Origin of the sequence: Pantoea coffeiphila (assembly GCF_016909495.1) — a bacterium.
Classification (GTDB): domain Bacteria; phylum Pseudomonadota; class Gammaproteobacteria; order Enterobacterales; family Enterobacteriaceae; genus Erwinia; species Erwinia coffeiphila.
Genome location: NZ_JAFBFW010000001.1, coordinates 1,001,856 through 1,017,221, shown reverse-complemented (window position 1 = coordinate 1,017,221; position 15,366 = coordinate 1,001,856). Strand labels below are relative to the sequence as shown.

The window sequence follows — 15,366 nt, the reverse complement described above, 5'->3', positions numbered from 1 at the left end:
ATTCGGCTGAGGGGATCTTAAGTTCAGCGCACATCACTGATAAGATGGCTTCTCCCCACAACAGCTATGCAAGAAATGCACAGATGCAATCAGAGAAATTTGCCGAGTTCCTTGGAGTCTTTGTCGATGTCGCCCGTGAAAGCAGTTTTTCGGGTGCTGGTCGCCGTCGCGGACGCACGCCCTCCTCGATAGGACGGCAGATTGATGCGCTGGAAGCATACCTCGATACCCCGCTTTTTTTGCGATCTACACGGCATTTAACCCTGACGGATGCCGGGGAAATGTTGCTGATTCGCGCCAGACGGATCCTCGATTCACTGGAGGATACGCAGCAGGAACTGGCGTCAATGAAGGGCGAAGTAACCGGTGTGCTGAGAGTGGCGTGTTATCCCACATTTGGTAAACGCTATGTGCTGCCGGTTATGGCAAAACTCTCCCGACAGTATCCGGCGCTGAGCTTCGATTTGGATCTGACCGAACGGTTGGCAGACCCCGTCGCTGAACGCCTTGATGTTGTCATCCGTATTGGTAATATGGCCGACAGCACGTTGATTGCCAGCAAAATAGCAACGCAAATACGTGTGCTGTGCGCAAGCCCTGCCTATCTGGAAAGCGCGGGGATTCCCGCCTCGCTGGACGACATCGCCTCACATCGGTTAATCGATAAGCTGTACGGTGCGGATCTGCTTTGCTGGTCGAGCGTGATTGGCCATCCGGCCAGAGAAAACTCGGGCCTGCCTATGTTTGGCTGTGATGATTTCGAAGCAATGCGTCAGGCAGCGGTCGAAGGGATGGGGATCGCGTTCCTGCCGGACTGGGTGGCGGGAGATGAGATTAACAGTGGCGCGCTGGTACAACTCTTTCCGGAAATGTCATCGCAACCACATGTATCTACAGGAATATATGCGCTACGCGCGTTACGTCACCCACCTGCCAGAGTCACGGTATTTCTCGACGCATTGCGTGAATTCATCGGACATCCTGCAAAATGGTCAACATTTCACTGCCAGCTCTGACGATGTAAGCAACATTGCCATTTTTATTCTATGCGAACTTCCGCTGTTCGCTTATAGCGGACATCATACTCCTGAGCCTGTCCGCTCCGAGCCCAGACTGTGTGAAAACTGTTTTGGTAGATTAAACTGCGACTAAAACAGGGCTGAAAACTGCGCTCATACGTAAACTAACCAGTCGAGCAATTCCAGATTTTGCGTAGATGCGCGCACTTCAGTTCTAGGGCAGAGTTTTCACACAGCCTGTGCCAGATATAGTCATTCGAACCCAGAGAGTTACACTTTTAAGTGATTCAGGGTATGCGCTTACTGGTTACGAATATTGTGCCAGAATCATGCGGTTTGATGATTGCCGCTTTGCTTTCGAGCCAGTAAGTGCTCCACGTTCGCTAACTATTTTGCTGGCATTGGAAGAGCGAAAATCGCTCTTACTGATGCCGTAAAAAGCTTGTCAAATGTCTCAGGGCGTGAAGCGGACGTTGCTGACAACAGTTTGAGTGATTCAACAGAGCGTCAGTCATCATGTATTATCAGGACAAAGATGCCCGCTGAACCAGTCAACAACCCTATTTATGACAACGGGTTGATACCAGTGATCATCACCGTGTTCTGCACCTTCGATAAGTACGTAGTCCGTTTTGTTCCCCGATTCCAAAAGGGCTTTGTAAAGCGTTGCGCTCTGCTTAGGCGATACTAATGTATCCTTACTTCCATGCATTATTAGGAACGGAGGTTTACATCCTTTGAGACGTCCTATGGGGCTTGCATTTATCGCTTTTTCAGGTACAGAACTGATGGAGGCACCTGCAAAATTCTTGAAAGCCACACCATTAATTAGCAGTGACTCCGCGACTGCAGGAGACTGATGCACTTTTTGTCGGTGATCCGGAAAACCGTCACCTATGTTACGCAGATCTGATATTCCGTAAAGCGTAGCCACAGCCTGCACATCAGCGGACTGGCTGAGAAAATCGCCGTGATCGAATGATTTATCGCCATTAGTGGTACCAAGCATCTGCGCCAGCCATCCTCCTGCAGAATCGCCAAATACACCAATTCGTGAGGGGTCAATTCCATAATCGTGGGCATGTTGACGAAGGTATCTTACTGCTGCTTTAGCATCTATCACTGGCGCAGGGAAAGTATCCGGAATTGTCCTGTATTCTGCCGCTGCAACAACAAAGCCAGCCTCCGCTAAAGCCATGCGCATTTCCACAAATTTATTGTGCTCAGCTGTCATAAATCCTCCCCCAGGAAAATAGATGATGGCTGGTTTCAAAATTTTGGTACGAGGAACCAGAAAAGACATATGCAATTGCCTGACAGAACGAGTGTTTTTCACTGTCTCATAAACCACATCACTGATATTGTCTATAGGGTGTTTAGTCAAAGCGACTTGGATAATTTTCGCCCCATGAATATAACCAGGCAGATCATGATAATCAGAAGAGACTTCACTATTTATTTTAGGAATCATAAAAAATCACCAGTTTTTAAAATATTGTTTCGCCAGTCAACCTATTATTCTGAAAGGATAGGTCATCCTGTCAGATAATTTTTAAGGCCGAATTAATGGTGGCGAAAATCAAATTCGCTATAACACCCATTTGAAATATGCACCGACTGATATTGATGATAGAGATACGTAAAATCTAATCCTCTTTAATTACACCATCCCGGCCGAGCCCGGTGAAATCGGTTCTGTCTCCGGATGACTACTGTATACATACATATCCGAAGGCTTATCTATTCAGATACTTGTATTCGTTACAAACCATGAAAAGTGATGTTTTATATTCATGGCCAGTTACGTCCCCGGGTTACTGTTATTTTTTTCATATCTCAACCGGTCTTCACGAAAGCGATCAGCATTATCGACAATCCAGGTCCACAGCGGGATCATCCGTACAAGTAACTCCATACCTGTATCGGACAGTTCGTATTCGACTCGTGGCGGGATTTCACTGAAATCATGGCGGATAACCAGTCCGTCACGCTCAAGCTGTCGTAATGTACGCGTCAGCATGCGCTGAGTCACTCCGTGCATACGCCTGCCAATTTCGGCATGACGCAGTCTGCCATAAACGCCAAGCGTGTTGACGATACCCAGCGACCAGCGACTTCCGGCATGAGCCAGCACCTCCCGCCGCAAGCCATCATCATCGTCTCTCAGCCCCTTACAAACAGCCTGCGAATACTGAAGAATATCTTCCCGATCCATTTCATTGACTCCCGGTATCATACATGTACCTTCTTTTTTAGCCTGTTATGAATTGCTAGAGTGGTGCAACAATTCATGTAAGGCCAGATTATGAACAAAACAGATCTTAACACTACGTCTGAAAATATCCTCGTGCTCGGTGCCGGTGAGCTGGGCCTCCCCGTTCTGCGAAATCTTGCCCTTCGGGCAAAAGATGTGGAGGGAACGAAAATCAGCGTGCTGCTGCGCGAAAGTACCGTAACGTCAGATGAACCTGGAAAACAATTCGTTATCACGGAAATCAGAAACCTCGGTATTAATATAGTCACGGGCGATCTCGTCATGAGTTCTGTCGACGATTTGGCCAGCCTCTTTGCGCAATTTGACACAGTCGTTGGCTGCGCGGGGTACGCGGCCGGCATAAATACACCGATGAAACTGGCGCAGGCGGCCCTGCAGGCGCGGATTCCACGCTATTTTCCATGGCAGTTTGGTGCCGATTTTGATGCCATCGGACGCGGCAGTCCACAAGACATCTTCGACGCGCAGATTGACGTGCGTGATTTACTACGCAGCCAGCATGAAACTGAGTGGGTCATCATTTCGACCGGCATCTTCATGAGCTATTTGTTCGAACCAGACTTCGGTGTGGTCGATCTGCAGAACGATACTGTTCACGCACTCGGCAGTATTGACAACACCATGACGCTGACAACTCCCGATGATATCGGGATGCTGACGGCAGCGATCGTATTTAAAACTCCTCGCATCCGGAACGAAATTGTGTATATCGCCGGTGATACACTGACCTACGCAGAGGTAGCAGATAAGCTGCAATCAGCGCTTGGCCGTCCTTTCAGCTGCACGGAATGGAGCGAACAATATCTGATGGATAAACTCGCGCTCAACCCGCAAGACATGATGTCTAAGTATCGTGCCGTTTTTGCACAGGGGCGGGGTGTTGCATGGGATAAAAAGCAGACATTCAATGAACGCCATAACATTCCGGTTACCGACGTGGCAGCCTGGATAAATGCAAATCTGACCCCGGGCAGCTCATTATAATCGTATTTAAGCTGCTGTAATAAATACCAGAGTCTTTCTCCTGCCTAACCGAATATGGTGAAGAGAAAGACTCTGTTCCCCCTGTTGGCACTGATAGCAAAGCGGTTACGCTGTGTGCGCTGAAAACCGGCTCTCCGGTAAACCGGGGAATACGGCTGATTTCGCTCTTAGCAATGCTCCATCATGCCTTGACGGCACAGAAAGACCCACGCTGGCACTGGTACAATACAGCGTTGTGAATGCTTCTCCCGCGAGTGTCGGGCAAGTGCTCTGAACTCCTGGAGAGGGCAGGATACTCTCCGTCGTTCCGTCCGGACGATAACGTACAACACGGCTTCCTCCCCATTCGGCATTCCAGACATAGCCCATTGCGTCCACGCAGGAGCCGTCAGGCGCTCCCTTTCCTTCTGTTGCAGTGAACACGCGCTGGTTATTCATGGAGGGGTAATCACAGCACATTATACGGCCCTGCATCGAGTCACAGTAATACATCGTGCTGCCGTCCGGACTGAAACAGATGCTGTTCGGGATGGCCACCTCAGGCAGGGGTAGCGTCTCAATGCTGAGTGTCGCTGCATTTAGCCTGTGAAATCTTCCTATGATTTTCGCGGGGTATCCGTCATCCATGGTCCCGAAGACGAAATTACCCTCGCGGTCGCACCGACCATCCCCTGTCCGTGTTCCCGGTCCTCCCGGTGACGCCACAACCGGCGTAAAGATACCCGTATTCAGATCGCAGAAGGCGAATCGGGACGCCAGTCCCATCAATAAAACGTCAGAATGTTCAGTAAGAGCAAACGATCCGAGGCGTTCAGGCAGGGACCAGCGCATCACAACACTGGTGTCTTCTTCAAGGGCAAGCAGCTCGCTGCCTTCAATGTCAGTCCAGTAAATCCTGCGTGTCCTCTCGCACCAGATTGGGCACTCTCCCAGCAAATTTCTGGCATCAGCAGACACTGAAAACATGTTATTTCTCCCGCATATAAAAGTTTCGCATCGCGCCTGACCAAAAGCGTAAGGCCATCTGCATTATGGCAGACGGCAGTAACAAGCTATTCCCACCCTGTCAGGGCAAAAAACGCGCTGAAAGTTTGTCACCAAAAAGCATGATGGCGAGTCCTGCCAGCATGACCAGCATGCCCCCCAGTTTGAGTAGCGAAACCGGTCGCCGTACAGCACCCAGCAGACCGAAATGGTCAATCATCTGCGACGAGAGTAACTGCCCAACGATTGCCAGCCCGAGCAGGGCTGAAAAACCGATTTTCGGTGCCAGCACCACGTAGCTGAACAACGCACAGGCACCGATCAGGCCGCCCGCCAGACTCCATGCTGGCTGCGAAGGAATAGCAGCGAGAGAGCTAAATAACCCGCCACGTAGCAGCGAGTAAATCCCGAGGCTCAACGCCCCGGCCGTAAAGGAAAAGAACGCGGCGGTGACCGGATCGCCCCCGAGTCCTTTTGCGAGCTGACTGTTCAGGGTTGTCTGCAAGGTAATACCAAGACCCGCTGCAAAAGCTATTACGTAATAAATCGCGCTCATGCTGTTATTCCCTGTCAGTTTGCCTGTACCAGCGGCAGGAATTTCTCCGCAAAGATGTCCGGCTCATACCCGGCGGCGGCGAAAAGGTGTTCGCGTGATTCATCGATGGCAGCACGAAGACGCTCGCTGTCCACGCCCAGAACTTTGCCGTTCTGCTTGACGATGCGCCCGCCAATCATGACAGTATCGATGTTGCTGCGTTCAGTTGCATGCACCACCGTCCCGAAGGCATTCCCGTTCGGATAGAGATTGAGATCAGCAGCGTTAATCAGGATCAGGTCGGCCTGTTTGCCTGGCGTCAGGCTACCCACTTTATCCTGTAGTCCGGCACAGGTCGCACCATCGACGGTTGCCGACTTCAGCAGCTGCGCTGCCGGGAGCGTTGTCAGAGAATGCCCTGAATCACAGCAGTGCTGCTTATGCATACCCATTACTCGCTGCAGATAGAACGCCACGCGCATTTCCATAAACATATCTGTGCTGTAAGACGTTTCGTTATCCACGCTCAGGCCAGGATTGATGCCATGGCGCTGCGCGGCCTCAATGGCAAACATCCCGCTTTCAATGCCATAGTGCGAATCTGAGCGCGGACAGACGTTCACTCGTACGCCGGCTTCACGCAGGATTTCCCAGCCCTCATCAGGCAGTGCTGTGCAGTGATTGAAGATATTGTCCGGGCCCAGCAGGCCCTGCTGATGCAGTGATTTAAGCTCTGAAGCCATTTCAGCGCCAAAGAATTCGGTCACGATTGGCAGCCCGAGCCGGCGGGCCTCGGCCCACAATTCCGGCTCCAGCTGGGCCATGACGCCCAGAGAAACCAGTCCCTCAGGATTGTCTTTGAAATATTTTTCCTGCAGACGCTGCCAGTTACCCGGCCAGTGCGCTCTGTCCCATTCGCCTGCTACCGGCGCGCCGGAAGCATGAATAGCGCGAATTCCGGCATCAAGCAGGGCTTCAACGGCGGCGTCTGCATGTGCTGCGGTACGGCTGTTGTGCGAGTTATCAATCATGGTAGTGATACCCGCATCAATCGCGCCCAGCGCCGTCAGGAGATTACCGACATAGATATCTGCGGGCCGATAGTATTTCGCAAACGAGAAGTGCGTGGCATTGCTATAGTCGTCCAGACAGGTGGCGTTTGGGTTGATGCGGCGCAGCTGGCCTTCCCAGGCGTGACGATGAGAATCGACCATCCCCGGCATGGCAATCATATTTGTGGCATCAATGACGTGAGCACCCTCGGCGTTCAGGTCCTTACCGATGGCGGTGATGGTTGACCCTGTGACAAGAATATCGCCACGTTCATGGTTACCAACATTCTCATCCATACTCAGTATGGTTGCACCGCTGATCAGCGTTACCGGAGCATTTGCCGTCTGATTGTTAACAATATTTCTGCAGTAATCGGTCATTTGAATTGTCTCTTTCAGGTTCAGAAGGAAAACAATACGCCTCCTGTTTAAGCTGAAAAAGATGACTAACGTGTTTTCATCATTCAGAATTTGCGAATAATGATGGTTATCACCGTCACATGCTATTCAGGAGCGCAATCAGGTGGATCGTATTCAGGCTATGCAGGTTTTTATAAGGGTGGCTGAGGCCGGAAGCTTTGTCCGGGCAGCGGAAACACTGTCCCTGCCTTCTTCTACTGTTACCAGCACCATCAAAAACCTGGAGAAATATCTGCAGGTGCGTCTGCTGAACCGGACCACAAGACGTGTCAGCCTGACTCCGGAAGGTATGCAGTATCTGGCGCAGTGCCGGGAAATTCTGGCCTTAATTGAACATACGGAAGCCAGTCTGGCCGATTCGAACAGGCGCCCCCGTGGTCGTTTACGCGTTGATATGCCCGGCGGTATAGCGCACTTCCTCGTGATGCCAAACCTGAAAGAGTTCTACAGCCGTTATCCTGATATTTACCTGATGATCGGCGTCAGCGACCGGCAGGTTGACCTGGTTCAGGAGGGCGTGGACTGCGTGATCAGAACCGGAGAGTTACTTAACTCCACGCTTGTAGCCCGTCCGCTCGGAGAATTTCGCTGGATCACCTGCGCCTCTCCCGATTATCTCAGGGAGTACGGTATTCCGCAGTCACCTGAAGATTTATCTCATCACCGGGCTATTCATTATTTTTCCGGACAAAGCCGGCGTACAGACGAATTGCGTTTTGTAAAGGGAACAGAAACGCTGTCCGTACCCGTCAGGGGGCAGGCAGCCGTCAACGAGACGGGACTCTATATAAAAATGTGCCTCGAAGGATTCGGGCTGGCGCAGCTTGCTGAGAACGTTGTAGCAGAACACCTTCAGAAAGGAACGCTGGTTGAAGTCCTGGCCGACTGGCAGCCGTCGTCTGTTCCTGTCGCATTGCTTTATCCCCATCAGCGTTTTCTTTCACCCGCCGTACGTGCATTTGCAGACTGGATAGATGAAATATTCAGTTGATACGTCTGTCACAGCTCCCCGTTGCATACTAAAAGTCAGCAGTATTCAGGGGACCTGAAAGAACGGCAGACTTTATTTCGCGGATATGAGCATCCCGGAGCAGCGACTTCCCGGAGAAAGGCTGTACCCAGAAATTCACATCTCCGGTTTACGGGGGGACGCCGGCTAAGAGCGCCAGCCACATCCGGGCCCTCTTTTAACTAAAGTGTCTGAGTAAAATATTTTCAAGGATGTGAAAAACGGTCCTGATGCGCTGTGGTACCAGGGTCTGATAGGGCCGGTAAAGATAAAGCTGCCAGGTTTCCAGTTTCAGTTCCGGCAGGACATTCACCAGCCTGCCGTCTTCAAGGTATTCCCTGCAGGCCAGATTACTCGACTGAATCACGGCTTTACCGGTTAACGCAGCCTGAATCTCAGACTGGGAGTCGGTGGTAAAAAACTCCAGGTGCCGGGGAATAAAGGTATTGACGCCGTCGAGCATAAATTCAAACACCTTGCCGGTTTCAGGGTTAAGCAGACCGCTGAAAGGGTAACGCTGACGCAGGTCTTCAAAATTTTTCGGTGCGCCCAGCCTGTCAATGAGCCGGGGAGAAGTCATCAGGGCATGATGAACCAGCGTAATGGGCCTGACGATAAAATTCGGGTTTGGCTCCCGCTCTATACGGATCCCCATATCAATACGGTTCTGGACAGTATCCAGCTTCATCATGTCTAACCGCCAGTCAATAAACAGCTCAGGATAGGGATCGAGAGCGGTCAGAAGCTCATATAACACCTGCTCGTGGCCGGGAAACCGGAATAGCGTGATCCTCACAACACCCTTCATCTCATTGTCATCTCTGGCCGTCTGGAAAAGGGCCTCTGAGTCTTCAAGCAGCCGCATGGCACGGGGCAAGAAAAACTCACCAAAGCTGGTCAGCACAATGGATCGGGTATTGCGCTTAAAAAGCGGTTCGCCAAGCTGATGTTCCAGATCAGCAATCGTGCGTGTCACCACGGATGGAGAAATGGCCAGCCTGACTGCCGCTTCGCGAAAATTCATTGTTTCTGCAGCAGTAACAAAAAATCTCAGGGCATCGAGTTTATTCATAATAATTGTGATTTTAGCAATTCTGATTTTCTAAATTAACAATTTTTCAGCAATAAATCCAACCGTATACTTAGCATCTAAGAATAGTTAATACCTTAAAGAAGGGTGAAATAATCGTGAAAATTAGAAGGTTAGGTAGCCAGGGGCTTCATGTCTCGGAAATGGGGCTGGGGTGCATGGGCATGGACCATGGCTATGGCTATTCAGTTGAGATCCGGGAAAGGACAAAGCTGATAGACAAGGCTGTAGAGCTGGGCTGCAACCTTTTCGACACTGCCCCCATTTACGGATTTGAAAACGAAAAACTGCTGGGGGTAGCGCTCAGCAAACACAGGGACAACGTTGTCATCGCGACCAAATTCGGCGTGACAGGAATGGAAAATAGTGATGGACAGCTGGTGCCGGTATTAGACAGCCGTCCGGCATCTGTCAGAGAGCAACTGGAAGGTTCCCTCAGGCGCCTGAAGACCGACCATATCGACCTGTTTTATCAGCATCGTGTCGACCCAAAAGTTGAGCCGGAAGTGGTGGCAGGATTAATGAAAGAGCTGATCGCGGAGGGCAAAATAAAGTACTGGGGCTTATCCAATGCGCCCGTATCTTACATACGCCGGGCTCATGCCATCTGCCCGGTCACTGCGGTTGAAGACCAGTATTCAATGATGTGGCGTAAACCTGAACAGGATCTGTTTAAGGTCTGCGATGAACTTGATATTGGTTTTATGGCCTACAGCCCGCTGGGTAATGGATTCCTGAGTGGTCAGGTCACAGCTAATACAACCTACGGGGAAGGCGATTACCGGGGCATGATGGGGCGCTTCAAACCAGAGGTGATGGAAAATAACCAGACGCTTCTTAAGCTAATCGCTGAAATTGCAGAAAGAAACAACGCAACTTCAGCACAGATTGTTCTTGCCTGGGAGCTGGCTCAGAAGCCTTACATTGTGCCGATCCCGGGAACAACAAAACTACACCGGCTGGAAGAGAATTTTCACGCCGCAAATGTTCAGCTCAGTGACGCCGAATTAAATGATATCAACGAAGCCTTATCCCGGCTTGAAATTGACGAAACATTCTTCTGAAAAAATAAGAGATCGCTATGAAAACAACAGTATTTGTTACCCATCCCAACATTAATCAGTCCCGGGTAAACTCAGCCCTGGCAAAAGGTGCAGCATCACTGACAGGCGTTGAAGTGCGTTATCTCTATGACCTGTATCCGGATGGCAAAATCGACGTGGCCGCTGAACAGGCTGCCCTGGAGAAGACGGATCGTGTCGTGCTGCAGTTCCCTATGCAGTGGTACAGCACGCCGCCACTTCTGAAACAGTGGCTTGACGATGTACTGACGTACGGCTGGTCACATGGTGGAGAAACACAGGCGCTGCACGACAAGCAACTCATGCTGGCAGTTTCGCTTGGAGGTGCTGAGTCTGCCTATCAGCCTGATGGCGCTGCCGGACATACGGTAGGAGAGTACCTGCTGTCTTTTGAAACCATCTCCGGGTATCTGGGTATGAACTACATCAAGCCGTTCATTACAGGCGGAAGCGCGACGATAACTGACGAAGAAATCGCAGCTCAGGCCGGACGATACAAAACGGTATTAGCCTGATTATCTTCAGGCGATCATCAGTGTATTAAAACGCCTTCAAATGTGCCGTTGCTGATAACGGCACATTTTTCATTTATGGGAAGGAGAAATCGTGTGTCTTTACAGCCAGTCGAACTGAACAAAGCATATCGATTATTGCAGGTCGGCCCAACTACAATGATTTCCGCTAAGCATAATGGTAATGCCAATGTGATGGCCGCTGCCTGGGTGAGTCTGGTGGGGATCAATAAAGTCATGGCGTATATCGGTCCGCAGGCTTATACCCGTGGATTGGTGGAAGAAAGTGGTCTGTTTGCCGTACAGATCCCCGTAGTCAGCCAGATGGAAACCGTTTTGTACGCAGGTGAGCACAGCTACCGTGACAGGCCTGACAAGAATCATAAAATACCGACGTTCTACCTGAAAGAGTTCGATGTTCCGCTGGTAGAGGGTTGTGCTGGCTGGCTTGTATGTAAGGTAATACCCAACGCGGCATATGAGCTGGAACATAATCTGTTTATGGGAGAAATTGCCGGCGCGTGGAGTGACGATCGGGTTTTTCGCAATGGACACTGGATATTTGATGAAGCACCTGACGAATTACGAACCATACATTATGTCGCCGGGGGGCAGTTTTATGCCATCGGCAAAGGAACCCGGTTTGACCATGGGCCGGGCAAAGACTGAGACGCGAGTGCTTTTTGTACTGATACAACAAACTGCAGGGACTTGTTGTTAAAATGCCTTGCTGTTCCCTCATGGCCAGCAGGCGATACCGCCTCTGAGCCAGCAAGGGAAGTCGCTTTTCGGCGCCTGCAGCCTGCCTTCTTATATGCTCCTGTTAGCCCGCAGCACTCATAAATGAACAATGGCATGTCACATGGAAGGATCAGTGTCTTTAATCAGAAAGTGACAGTTTTGTTCTACCCACCGGTTGAGTTCATTCGCTGCCTGCCAGAGGGACGTTCCCAGTTCCGTGAGTGCATATTCGACTTTGGGCGGTACTTCACGAAAGACAGTGCGCGTAACAAGATTCCTGCTTTCAAGTTCCTTAAGATTCTGTGACAGCACCTTTTCTGATATACCCTGAATTTTTCTTCGCAAATCACCCGGCCTTGATGCACCGTCAGAAAGGGCATGAATAATGAGCAATGTCCATTTGCTCACCAGAACCTCGAGAACTTCACGGGCAGGACATGCCTCCCGCAAAACATTACCGGGTTCTTTGTTGTCCAGTGTAAAACAGTCGTTGAATTTTTCCATACTTACCTTGAGGTGGGTACTTGAAGATAAGTTAGTCTAAATCTACTATAGCGCTGAAATCAAGAGATTTGCATGTGCCATGCTGCTGCGGCTTAACCATCGTAATTATTGAAATAACCAGATAATGAGTTGGTAATGCTGAGTTTGTGACACGATAATGTCATACGTTACGAACACTGATAGCCATTAGCCGCCAGCACGAACAAATAATTTTTTTGTGTAATAACGAAAATTTTATCAAATAAGCCGGCTTGCTATATAAGCGCCTGCGCTAATAACAATCAATCCTTATGAATCGGGTTATATCAATGAAATATCATGTACTTTCTGCTTCACTGTTATTTTCACTTCTCTTTACTACTGCTGCACAGGCGAAAACAGCGAGTTATAAACTTGATGAATCGCATACGTCTGTGGTTATTAGCTGGAACCACCTAGGTTTTTCGAACCCGACGGCATCCCTTCATCATGTAGATGGCACAGTTAAGTTCGATCCGGCAACAAAAATTTTATCACTGGTTGATATCAACATTCCTGTAGCCAGTATTGATACCGGCGTTCCAGCACTGAATAAAGAGTTTGGTCAGCCAGATTATTTTGATGCGGAGAAATATCCGGTCGCAAATTTTAAAAGCACCAGCATTGAAATGAATGGTGATAAGTATGACGTACGGGGAAATTTAACCATTAAATCCATAACCCGGCCGGTTATTCTTCATGCAACCCTGAACAAAGCAGGTTTTCAGGCTATGGAGAAGAAAAATGCGGTAGGTTTTAACGCCACCGGTGTGATTAAGAGATCAGACTTTAAAATTGATAAATACGTTCCTTATGTAAGCGATAATATCACACTGACCGTGTCTTCGGAGGCGTATTCAGATTAATAAGATGCGGAGCCGTTAATGCTTCAGAAGCGTGGGCTGATGAAGCATCTTTACTTCCAGTCCAAACTTTTAACAATGTCGCATCCTGTCCGTAATCCTTCGGAAAGCATGCACTAATGAGTCAGCGTGTATTATTGCATGCTGACCCTATCAGTCCAGTCAGAGGGCAAGACGGGGCAAATTACGATGTCAAACAATTCATCTGAGGGCTAATTCATGACAGGTAACTTTTTAGAGCTTGCCAGAAAACGACGCACCATTTATGTACTTGGAAAAGATATTCCTGTCCCGGAGAACGAGCTGATCGGCACTGTCATTGAGGCAGTGAAGCAGGCTCCTTCTGCTTTTAACTCGCAAAGCTCAAGGCTTCTGATTTTACTGGGTGAGCAGCACGCTCGCTTATGGGAACTCACGCGTGAACAGTTACGCAAAATCGTGCCTGCAGAAAGTTTCTCCGGCACCTCAGATAAAATAGACGGGTTTGCAGCGGCTGCCGGCTCAATACTTTTTTTCGAGGATCAGGATGTTGTCAAGTCACTACAGGAGCAGTTTGCGGCCTATGCGGACAATTTCCCGGTATGGTCTGAGCACAGCACAGGTATTGCACAGTATGCTGTCTGGCTGGCGCTGGCTGAAAAAGGAATTGGTGCCAACCTGCAGCATTATAATCCTCTGATCGATGAAGATATTCGCACTGAGTGGAATGTTCCTCCATCATGGAAACTCCGCGCGCATATGAATTTCGGTGCCATCCTTTCACCCGCCAGTGAAAAAGCCTTTATGAGTGATGAAAAGCGATTCATCGTTGCCAAACAGTCATAAGGCTTGTTTATTATATTATTACTGACCGCGATCGCCCTGAGCTTCAGGGCGGCCGCTGAATGTTACGCTCGCCCTGAGCGGCCTTTTCACCGAAAAGTCCGCTCATCGGGATAGTACAGATGGCTCCGGTACCATTAAGACGCTTCAGAACCTCGATGGAAAGCATCCGCCGCAGAGGATCAGCTGGTACCTTGCTGTGTAAACCCATTCAGCCCGGCTGCTGTACAGGTTCCAGGTGCGCATCTCGTCCGGCAGCCATTCCGGTGCAGGCTCCTGCAACTGAGATTGCTGTGGTCATCAGTAATGGCACCGTCCAACCTCCGGACAACTCCTGTACTTTACCCAGCAACAGCGGTCCCATCGCCGCCATCAGATAACCGATACTCTGCGCCATACCTGACAGCGCGGCAGCATCACCAGCGTTTGTAGTGCGCAACCCGATGAAGGTCAGACCCAGCATCATGCTGGCACCCGAGCCGAAGCCGAGGAGTGCAGCCCACAGCATCGCCAGATTTGGCAAATAAAGGATGCCAATAAAGGACACTGCGGTTAACAGGCTGACGCCAGCAGCGGCTAATTTCTGATCGTTAAGACGACGCAGCGTGGCTGCCAGAATCAGGCCGGGAATGGCGGTGGTGAGCTGAAGGATGCCATGTACCTCACCAGCCTGAGCTGAGGAGAGCCCACTGTCTGTCAGAATGGCTGGCAGCCAGCCGACCGCAACATAAAACGGCATCGCATTCAGGCCCATAAACAAGGTGACCTGCCACGCCAGAGACGAGCGCCAGACCGCAACGGTCGCTGCTTTTTTCTCACCTGCTACTGGCAGTTGATGCTTTTTCTTCAACTGCGGCAACCATAAAAGCAACGCAAGGAGCGGTGCAATAACCAACATGGCTAACGCGATGTTCCAGCCCCAGCTCTGCGTCAGAGGAATGACAATGGCAGATCCAATGGCGCCAGCGGCGCCCATGGTGATGGAATATGCTCCCGTCACGGAAGCCACGTTGCCGGAAAAGTCACGTTTGATCAGGCCAGGCAGCAGGACATTGCCCAGGGCAATCCCGATACCAATTAACACTGTTCCGCCATAAAGCGCCCAGACGCTGTCTGTTGAGCGAAGCAGAATCCCCGCTGAAATCACGACCAGGGCACCAAAAAGGGTGCGTTCCAGGCCGTACTTGCGGGAAATCGATGCGCTCAGTGGAGAAAAGGCGGCAAAGGCCAGTAAAGGAAGCGAGTTAAGCAACCCAACGGCTGTGATACTTAGCCCAAAATCATGGCGAATGGACTCTAAAACGGGTGCTATAGCGGTAAAAGGAACACGCAGGTTAATGGCGATAAAAAGGATGCCGGTCACAAGTATGATTGAAGACCACTTGTTCGTAGTGTGGGACATAAGTTTTGCTTTCTCTGAAAAAAGAAAGACTTTAAAGGACGCATGAGTTACAGA

General features: G+C 50.2%; 16 protein-coding genes. 8 read left to right on the top strand and 8 right to left on the bottom strand.

The window, feature by feature from the left end; genetic code table 11:
• The first annotated feature begins 83 nt into the window (after positions 1-83).
• Positions 84-1,016: a LysR family transcriptional regulator gene (locus JOE09_RS04730; protein WP_048762590.1), complete on the top strand. Its 933-nt coding sequence runs from the start codon at positions 84-86 to the stop codon at positions 1,014-1,016.
• 517 nt (positions 1,017-1,533) lie between these two features.
• Here JOE09_RS04730 and JOE09_RS04725 read toward each other — a convergent pair.
• A complete protein-coding gene (locus JOE09_RS04725) occupies positions 1,534-2,490 on the bottom strand; it encodes an alpha/beta hydrolase (protein ID WP_048762591.1) in 957 nt (318 codons plus the stop codon).
• 330 nt (positions 2,491-2,820) lie between these two features.
• Positions 2,821-3,255, bottom strand: coding sequence for a winged helix-turn-helix transcriptional regulator (locus tag JOE09_RS04720; protein ID WP_196781243.1), 435 nt, complete (start codon positions 3,253-3,255; stop codon positions 2,821-2,823).
• Between the two features lie 69 nt (positions 3,256-3,324).
• Between JOE09_RS04720 and JOE09_RS04715 the strand changes: the two genes are divergently transcribed.
• A complete protein-coding gene (locus JOE09_RS04715) occupies positions 3,325-4,278 on the top strand; it encodes an aromatic alcohol reductase (RefSeq protein WP_014229934.1) in 954 nt (317 codons plus the stop codon).
• A 105-nt stretch (positions 4,279-4,383) separates the two neighbouring features.
• Here JOE09_RS04715 and JOE09_RS04710 read toward each other — a convergent pair whose 3' ends face one another.
• From JOE09_RS04710 to JOE09_RS04700, 3 genes are all read right to left on the bottom strand, one after another.
• Positions 4,384-5,244, bottom strand: coding sequence for an SMP-30/gluconolactonase/LRE family protein (locus tag JOE09_RS04710; RefSeq protein ID WP_048762592.1), 861 nt, complete (start codon positions 5,242-5,244; stop codon positions 4,384-4,386).
• A 100-nt stretch (positions 5,245-5,344) separates the two neighbouring features.
• Positions 5,345-5,818, bottom strand: a complete 474-nt coding sequence (locus tag JOE09_RS04705; RefSeq protein ID WP_012539997.1) for a DMT family transporter — start codon at positions 5,816-5,818, stop codon at positions 5,345-5,347.
• Positions 5,819-5,832: 14 nt separating this feature from the next.
• Positions 5,833-7,230 (bottom strand): amidohydrolase family protein, encoded by a 1,398-nt coding sequence (locus JOE09_RS04700; protein ID WP_087051067.1) that lies wholly within the window; start codon positions 7,228-7,230, stop codon positions 5,833-5,835.
• Between the two features lie 142 nt (positions 7,231-7,372).
• On the opposite strand from JOE09_RS04700, the gene JOE09_RS04695 reads away from it, so the two are divergent.
• Positions 7,373-8,260 (top strand): LysR family transcriptional regulator, encoded by an 888-nt coding sequence (locus JOE09_RS04695; protein ID WP_048762594.1) that lies wholly within the window; start codon positions 7,373-7,375, stop codon positions 8,258-8,260.
• Between the two features lie 196 nt (positions 8,261-8,456).
• On the opposite strand, the gene JOE09_RS04690 is transcribed toward JOE09_RS04695, so the two are convergent.
• On the bottom strand, positions 8,457-9,350 hold the full coding sequence (locus JOE09_RS04690; RefSeq protein WP_041165285.1) for a LysR family transcriptional regulator: 894 nt from the start codon (positions 9,348-9,350) through the stop codon (positions 8,457-8,459).
• 116 nt (positions 9,351-9,466) lie between these two features.
• On the opposite strand from JOE09_RS04690, the gene JOE09_RS04685 reads away from it, so the two are divergent.
• The 3 genes from JOE09_RS04685 to JOE09_RS04675 all read left to right on the top strand — a co-directional run bounded on the left by JOE09_RS04685 (position 9,467) and on the right by JOE09_RS04675 (position 11,631).
• Positions 9,467-10,432 (top strand): aldo/keto reductase, encoded by a 966-nt coding sequence (locus tag JOE09_RS04685; RefSeq protein WP_082144865.1) that lies wholly within the window; start codon positions 9,467-9,469, stop codon positions 10,430-10,432.
• A gap of 17 nt (positions 10,433-10,449) precedes the next feature.
• Positions 10,450-10,965 carry an NAD(P)H-dependent oxidoreductase gene (locus JOE09_RS04680; RefSeq protein ID WP_014229928.1) on the top strand — a complete coding sequence of 172 codons (516 nt, stop codon included), beginning with the start codon at positions 10,450-10,452 and terminating at the stop codon, positions 10,963-10,965.
• Between the two features lie 93 nt (positions 10,966-11,058).
• Positions 11,059-11,631, top strand: a complete 573-nt coding sequence (locus JOE09_RS04675; protein ID WP_014229927.1) for a flavin reductase family protein — start codon at positions 11,059-11,061, stop codon at positions 11,629-11,631.
• A gap of 189 nt (positions 11,632-11,820) precedes the next feature.
• Here JOE09_RS04675 and JOE09_RS04670 read toward each other — a convergent pair whose 3' ends face one another.
• On the bottom strand, positions 11,821-12,207 hold the full coding sequence (locus tag JOE09_RS04670) for a winged helix-turn-helix transcriptional regulator (RefSeq protein ID WP_014229926.1): 387 nt from the start codon (positions 12,205-12,207) through the stop codon (positions 11,821-11,823).
• 308 nt (positions 12,208-12,515) lie between these two features.
• On the opposite strand from JOE09_RS04670, the gene JOE09_RS04665 reads away from it, so the two are divergent.
• Both JOE09_RS04665 and JOE09_RS04660 read left to right on the top strand, forming a co-directional pair.
• Positions 12,516-13,091, top strand: a complete 576-nt coding sequence (locus JOE09_RS04665) for a YceI family protein (protein WP_048762607.1) — start codon at positions 12,516-12,518, stop codon at positions 13,089-13,091.
• Positions 13,092-13,307: 216 nt separating this feature from the next.
• The gene (locus JOE09_RS04660; protein ID WP_048762596.1) at positions 13,308-13,913 is read left to right on the top strand and encodes a nitroreductase family protein; all 606 of its coding nucleotides are present in this window, start codon (positions 13,308-13,310) and stop codon (positions 13,911-13,913) included.
• Positions 13,914-14,121: 208 nt separating this feature from the next.
• Here the strand turns inward: JOE09_RS04660 and JOE09_RS04655 are convergent, their stop codons facing one another.
• Positions 14,122-15,312, bottom strand: coding sequence for a CynX/NimT family MFS transporter (locus JOE09_RS04655; protein WP_014229922.1), 1,191 nt, complete (start codon positions 15,310-15,312; stop codon positions 14,122-14,124).
• Positions 15,313-15,366 lie beyond the last annotated feature (54 nt).

Bases quoted from the DNA above. Each gene is read 5' to 3' on its own strand.
- JOE09_RS04730 (WP_048762590.1), top strand. From the start codon at position 84: ATGCAATCAGAGAAATTTGCCGAGTTCCTTGGAGTCTTTGTCGATGTC.
- JOE09_RS04725 (WP_048762591.1), bottom strand. From the start codon at position 2,490: ATGATTCCTAAAATAAATAGTGAAGTCTCTTCTGATTATCATGATCTG.
- JOE09_RS04720 (WP_196781243.1), bottom strand. From the start codon at position 3,255: ATGATACCGGGAGTCAATGAAATGGATCGGGAAGATATTCTTCAGTAT.
- JOE09_RS04715 (WP_014229934.1), top strand. From the start codon at position 3,325: ATGAACAAAACAGATCTTAACACTACGTCTGAAAATATCCTCGTGCTC.
- JOE09_RS04710 (WP_048762592.1), bottom strand. From the start codon at position 5,244: ATGTTTTCAGTGTCTGCTGATGCCAGAAATTTGCTGGGAGAGTGCCCA.
- JOE09_RS04705 (WP_012539997.1), bottom strand. From the start codon at position 5,818: ATGAGCGCGATTTATTACGTAATAGCTTTTGCAGCGGGTCTTGGTATT.
- JOE09_RS04700 (WP_087051067.1), bottom strand. From the start codon at position 7,230: ATGACCGATTACTGCAGAAATATTGTTAACAATCAGACGGCAAATGCT.
- JOE09_RS04690 (WP_041165285.1), bottom strand. From the start codon at position 9,350: ATGAATAAACTCGATGCCCTGAGATTTTTTGTTACTGCTGCAGAAACA.
- JOE09_RS04680 (WP_014229928.1), top strand. From the start codon at position 10,450: ATGAAAACAACAGTATTTGTTACCCATCCCAACATTAATCAGTCCCGG.
- JOE09_RS04670 (WP_014229926.1), bottom strand. From the start codon at position 12,207: ATGGAAAAATTCAACGACTGTTTTACACTGGACAACAAAGAACCCGGT.
- JOE09_RS04665 (WP_048762607.1), top strand. From the start codon at position 12,516: ATGAAATATCATGTACTTTCTGCTTCACTGTTATTTTCACTTCTCTTT.
- JOE09_RS04660 (WP_048762596.1), top strand. From the start codon at position 13,308: ATGACAGGTAACTTTTTAGAGCTTGCCAGAAAACGACGCACCATTTAT.
- JOE09_RS04655 (WP_014229922.1), bottom strand. From the start codon at position 15,312: ATGTCCCACACTACGAACAAGTGGTCTTCAATCATACTTGTGACCGGC.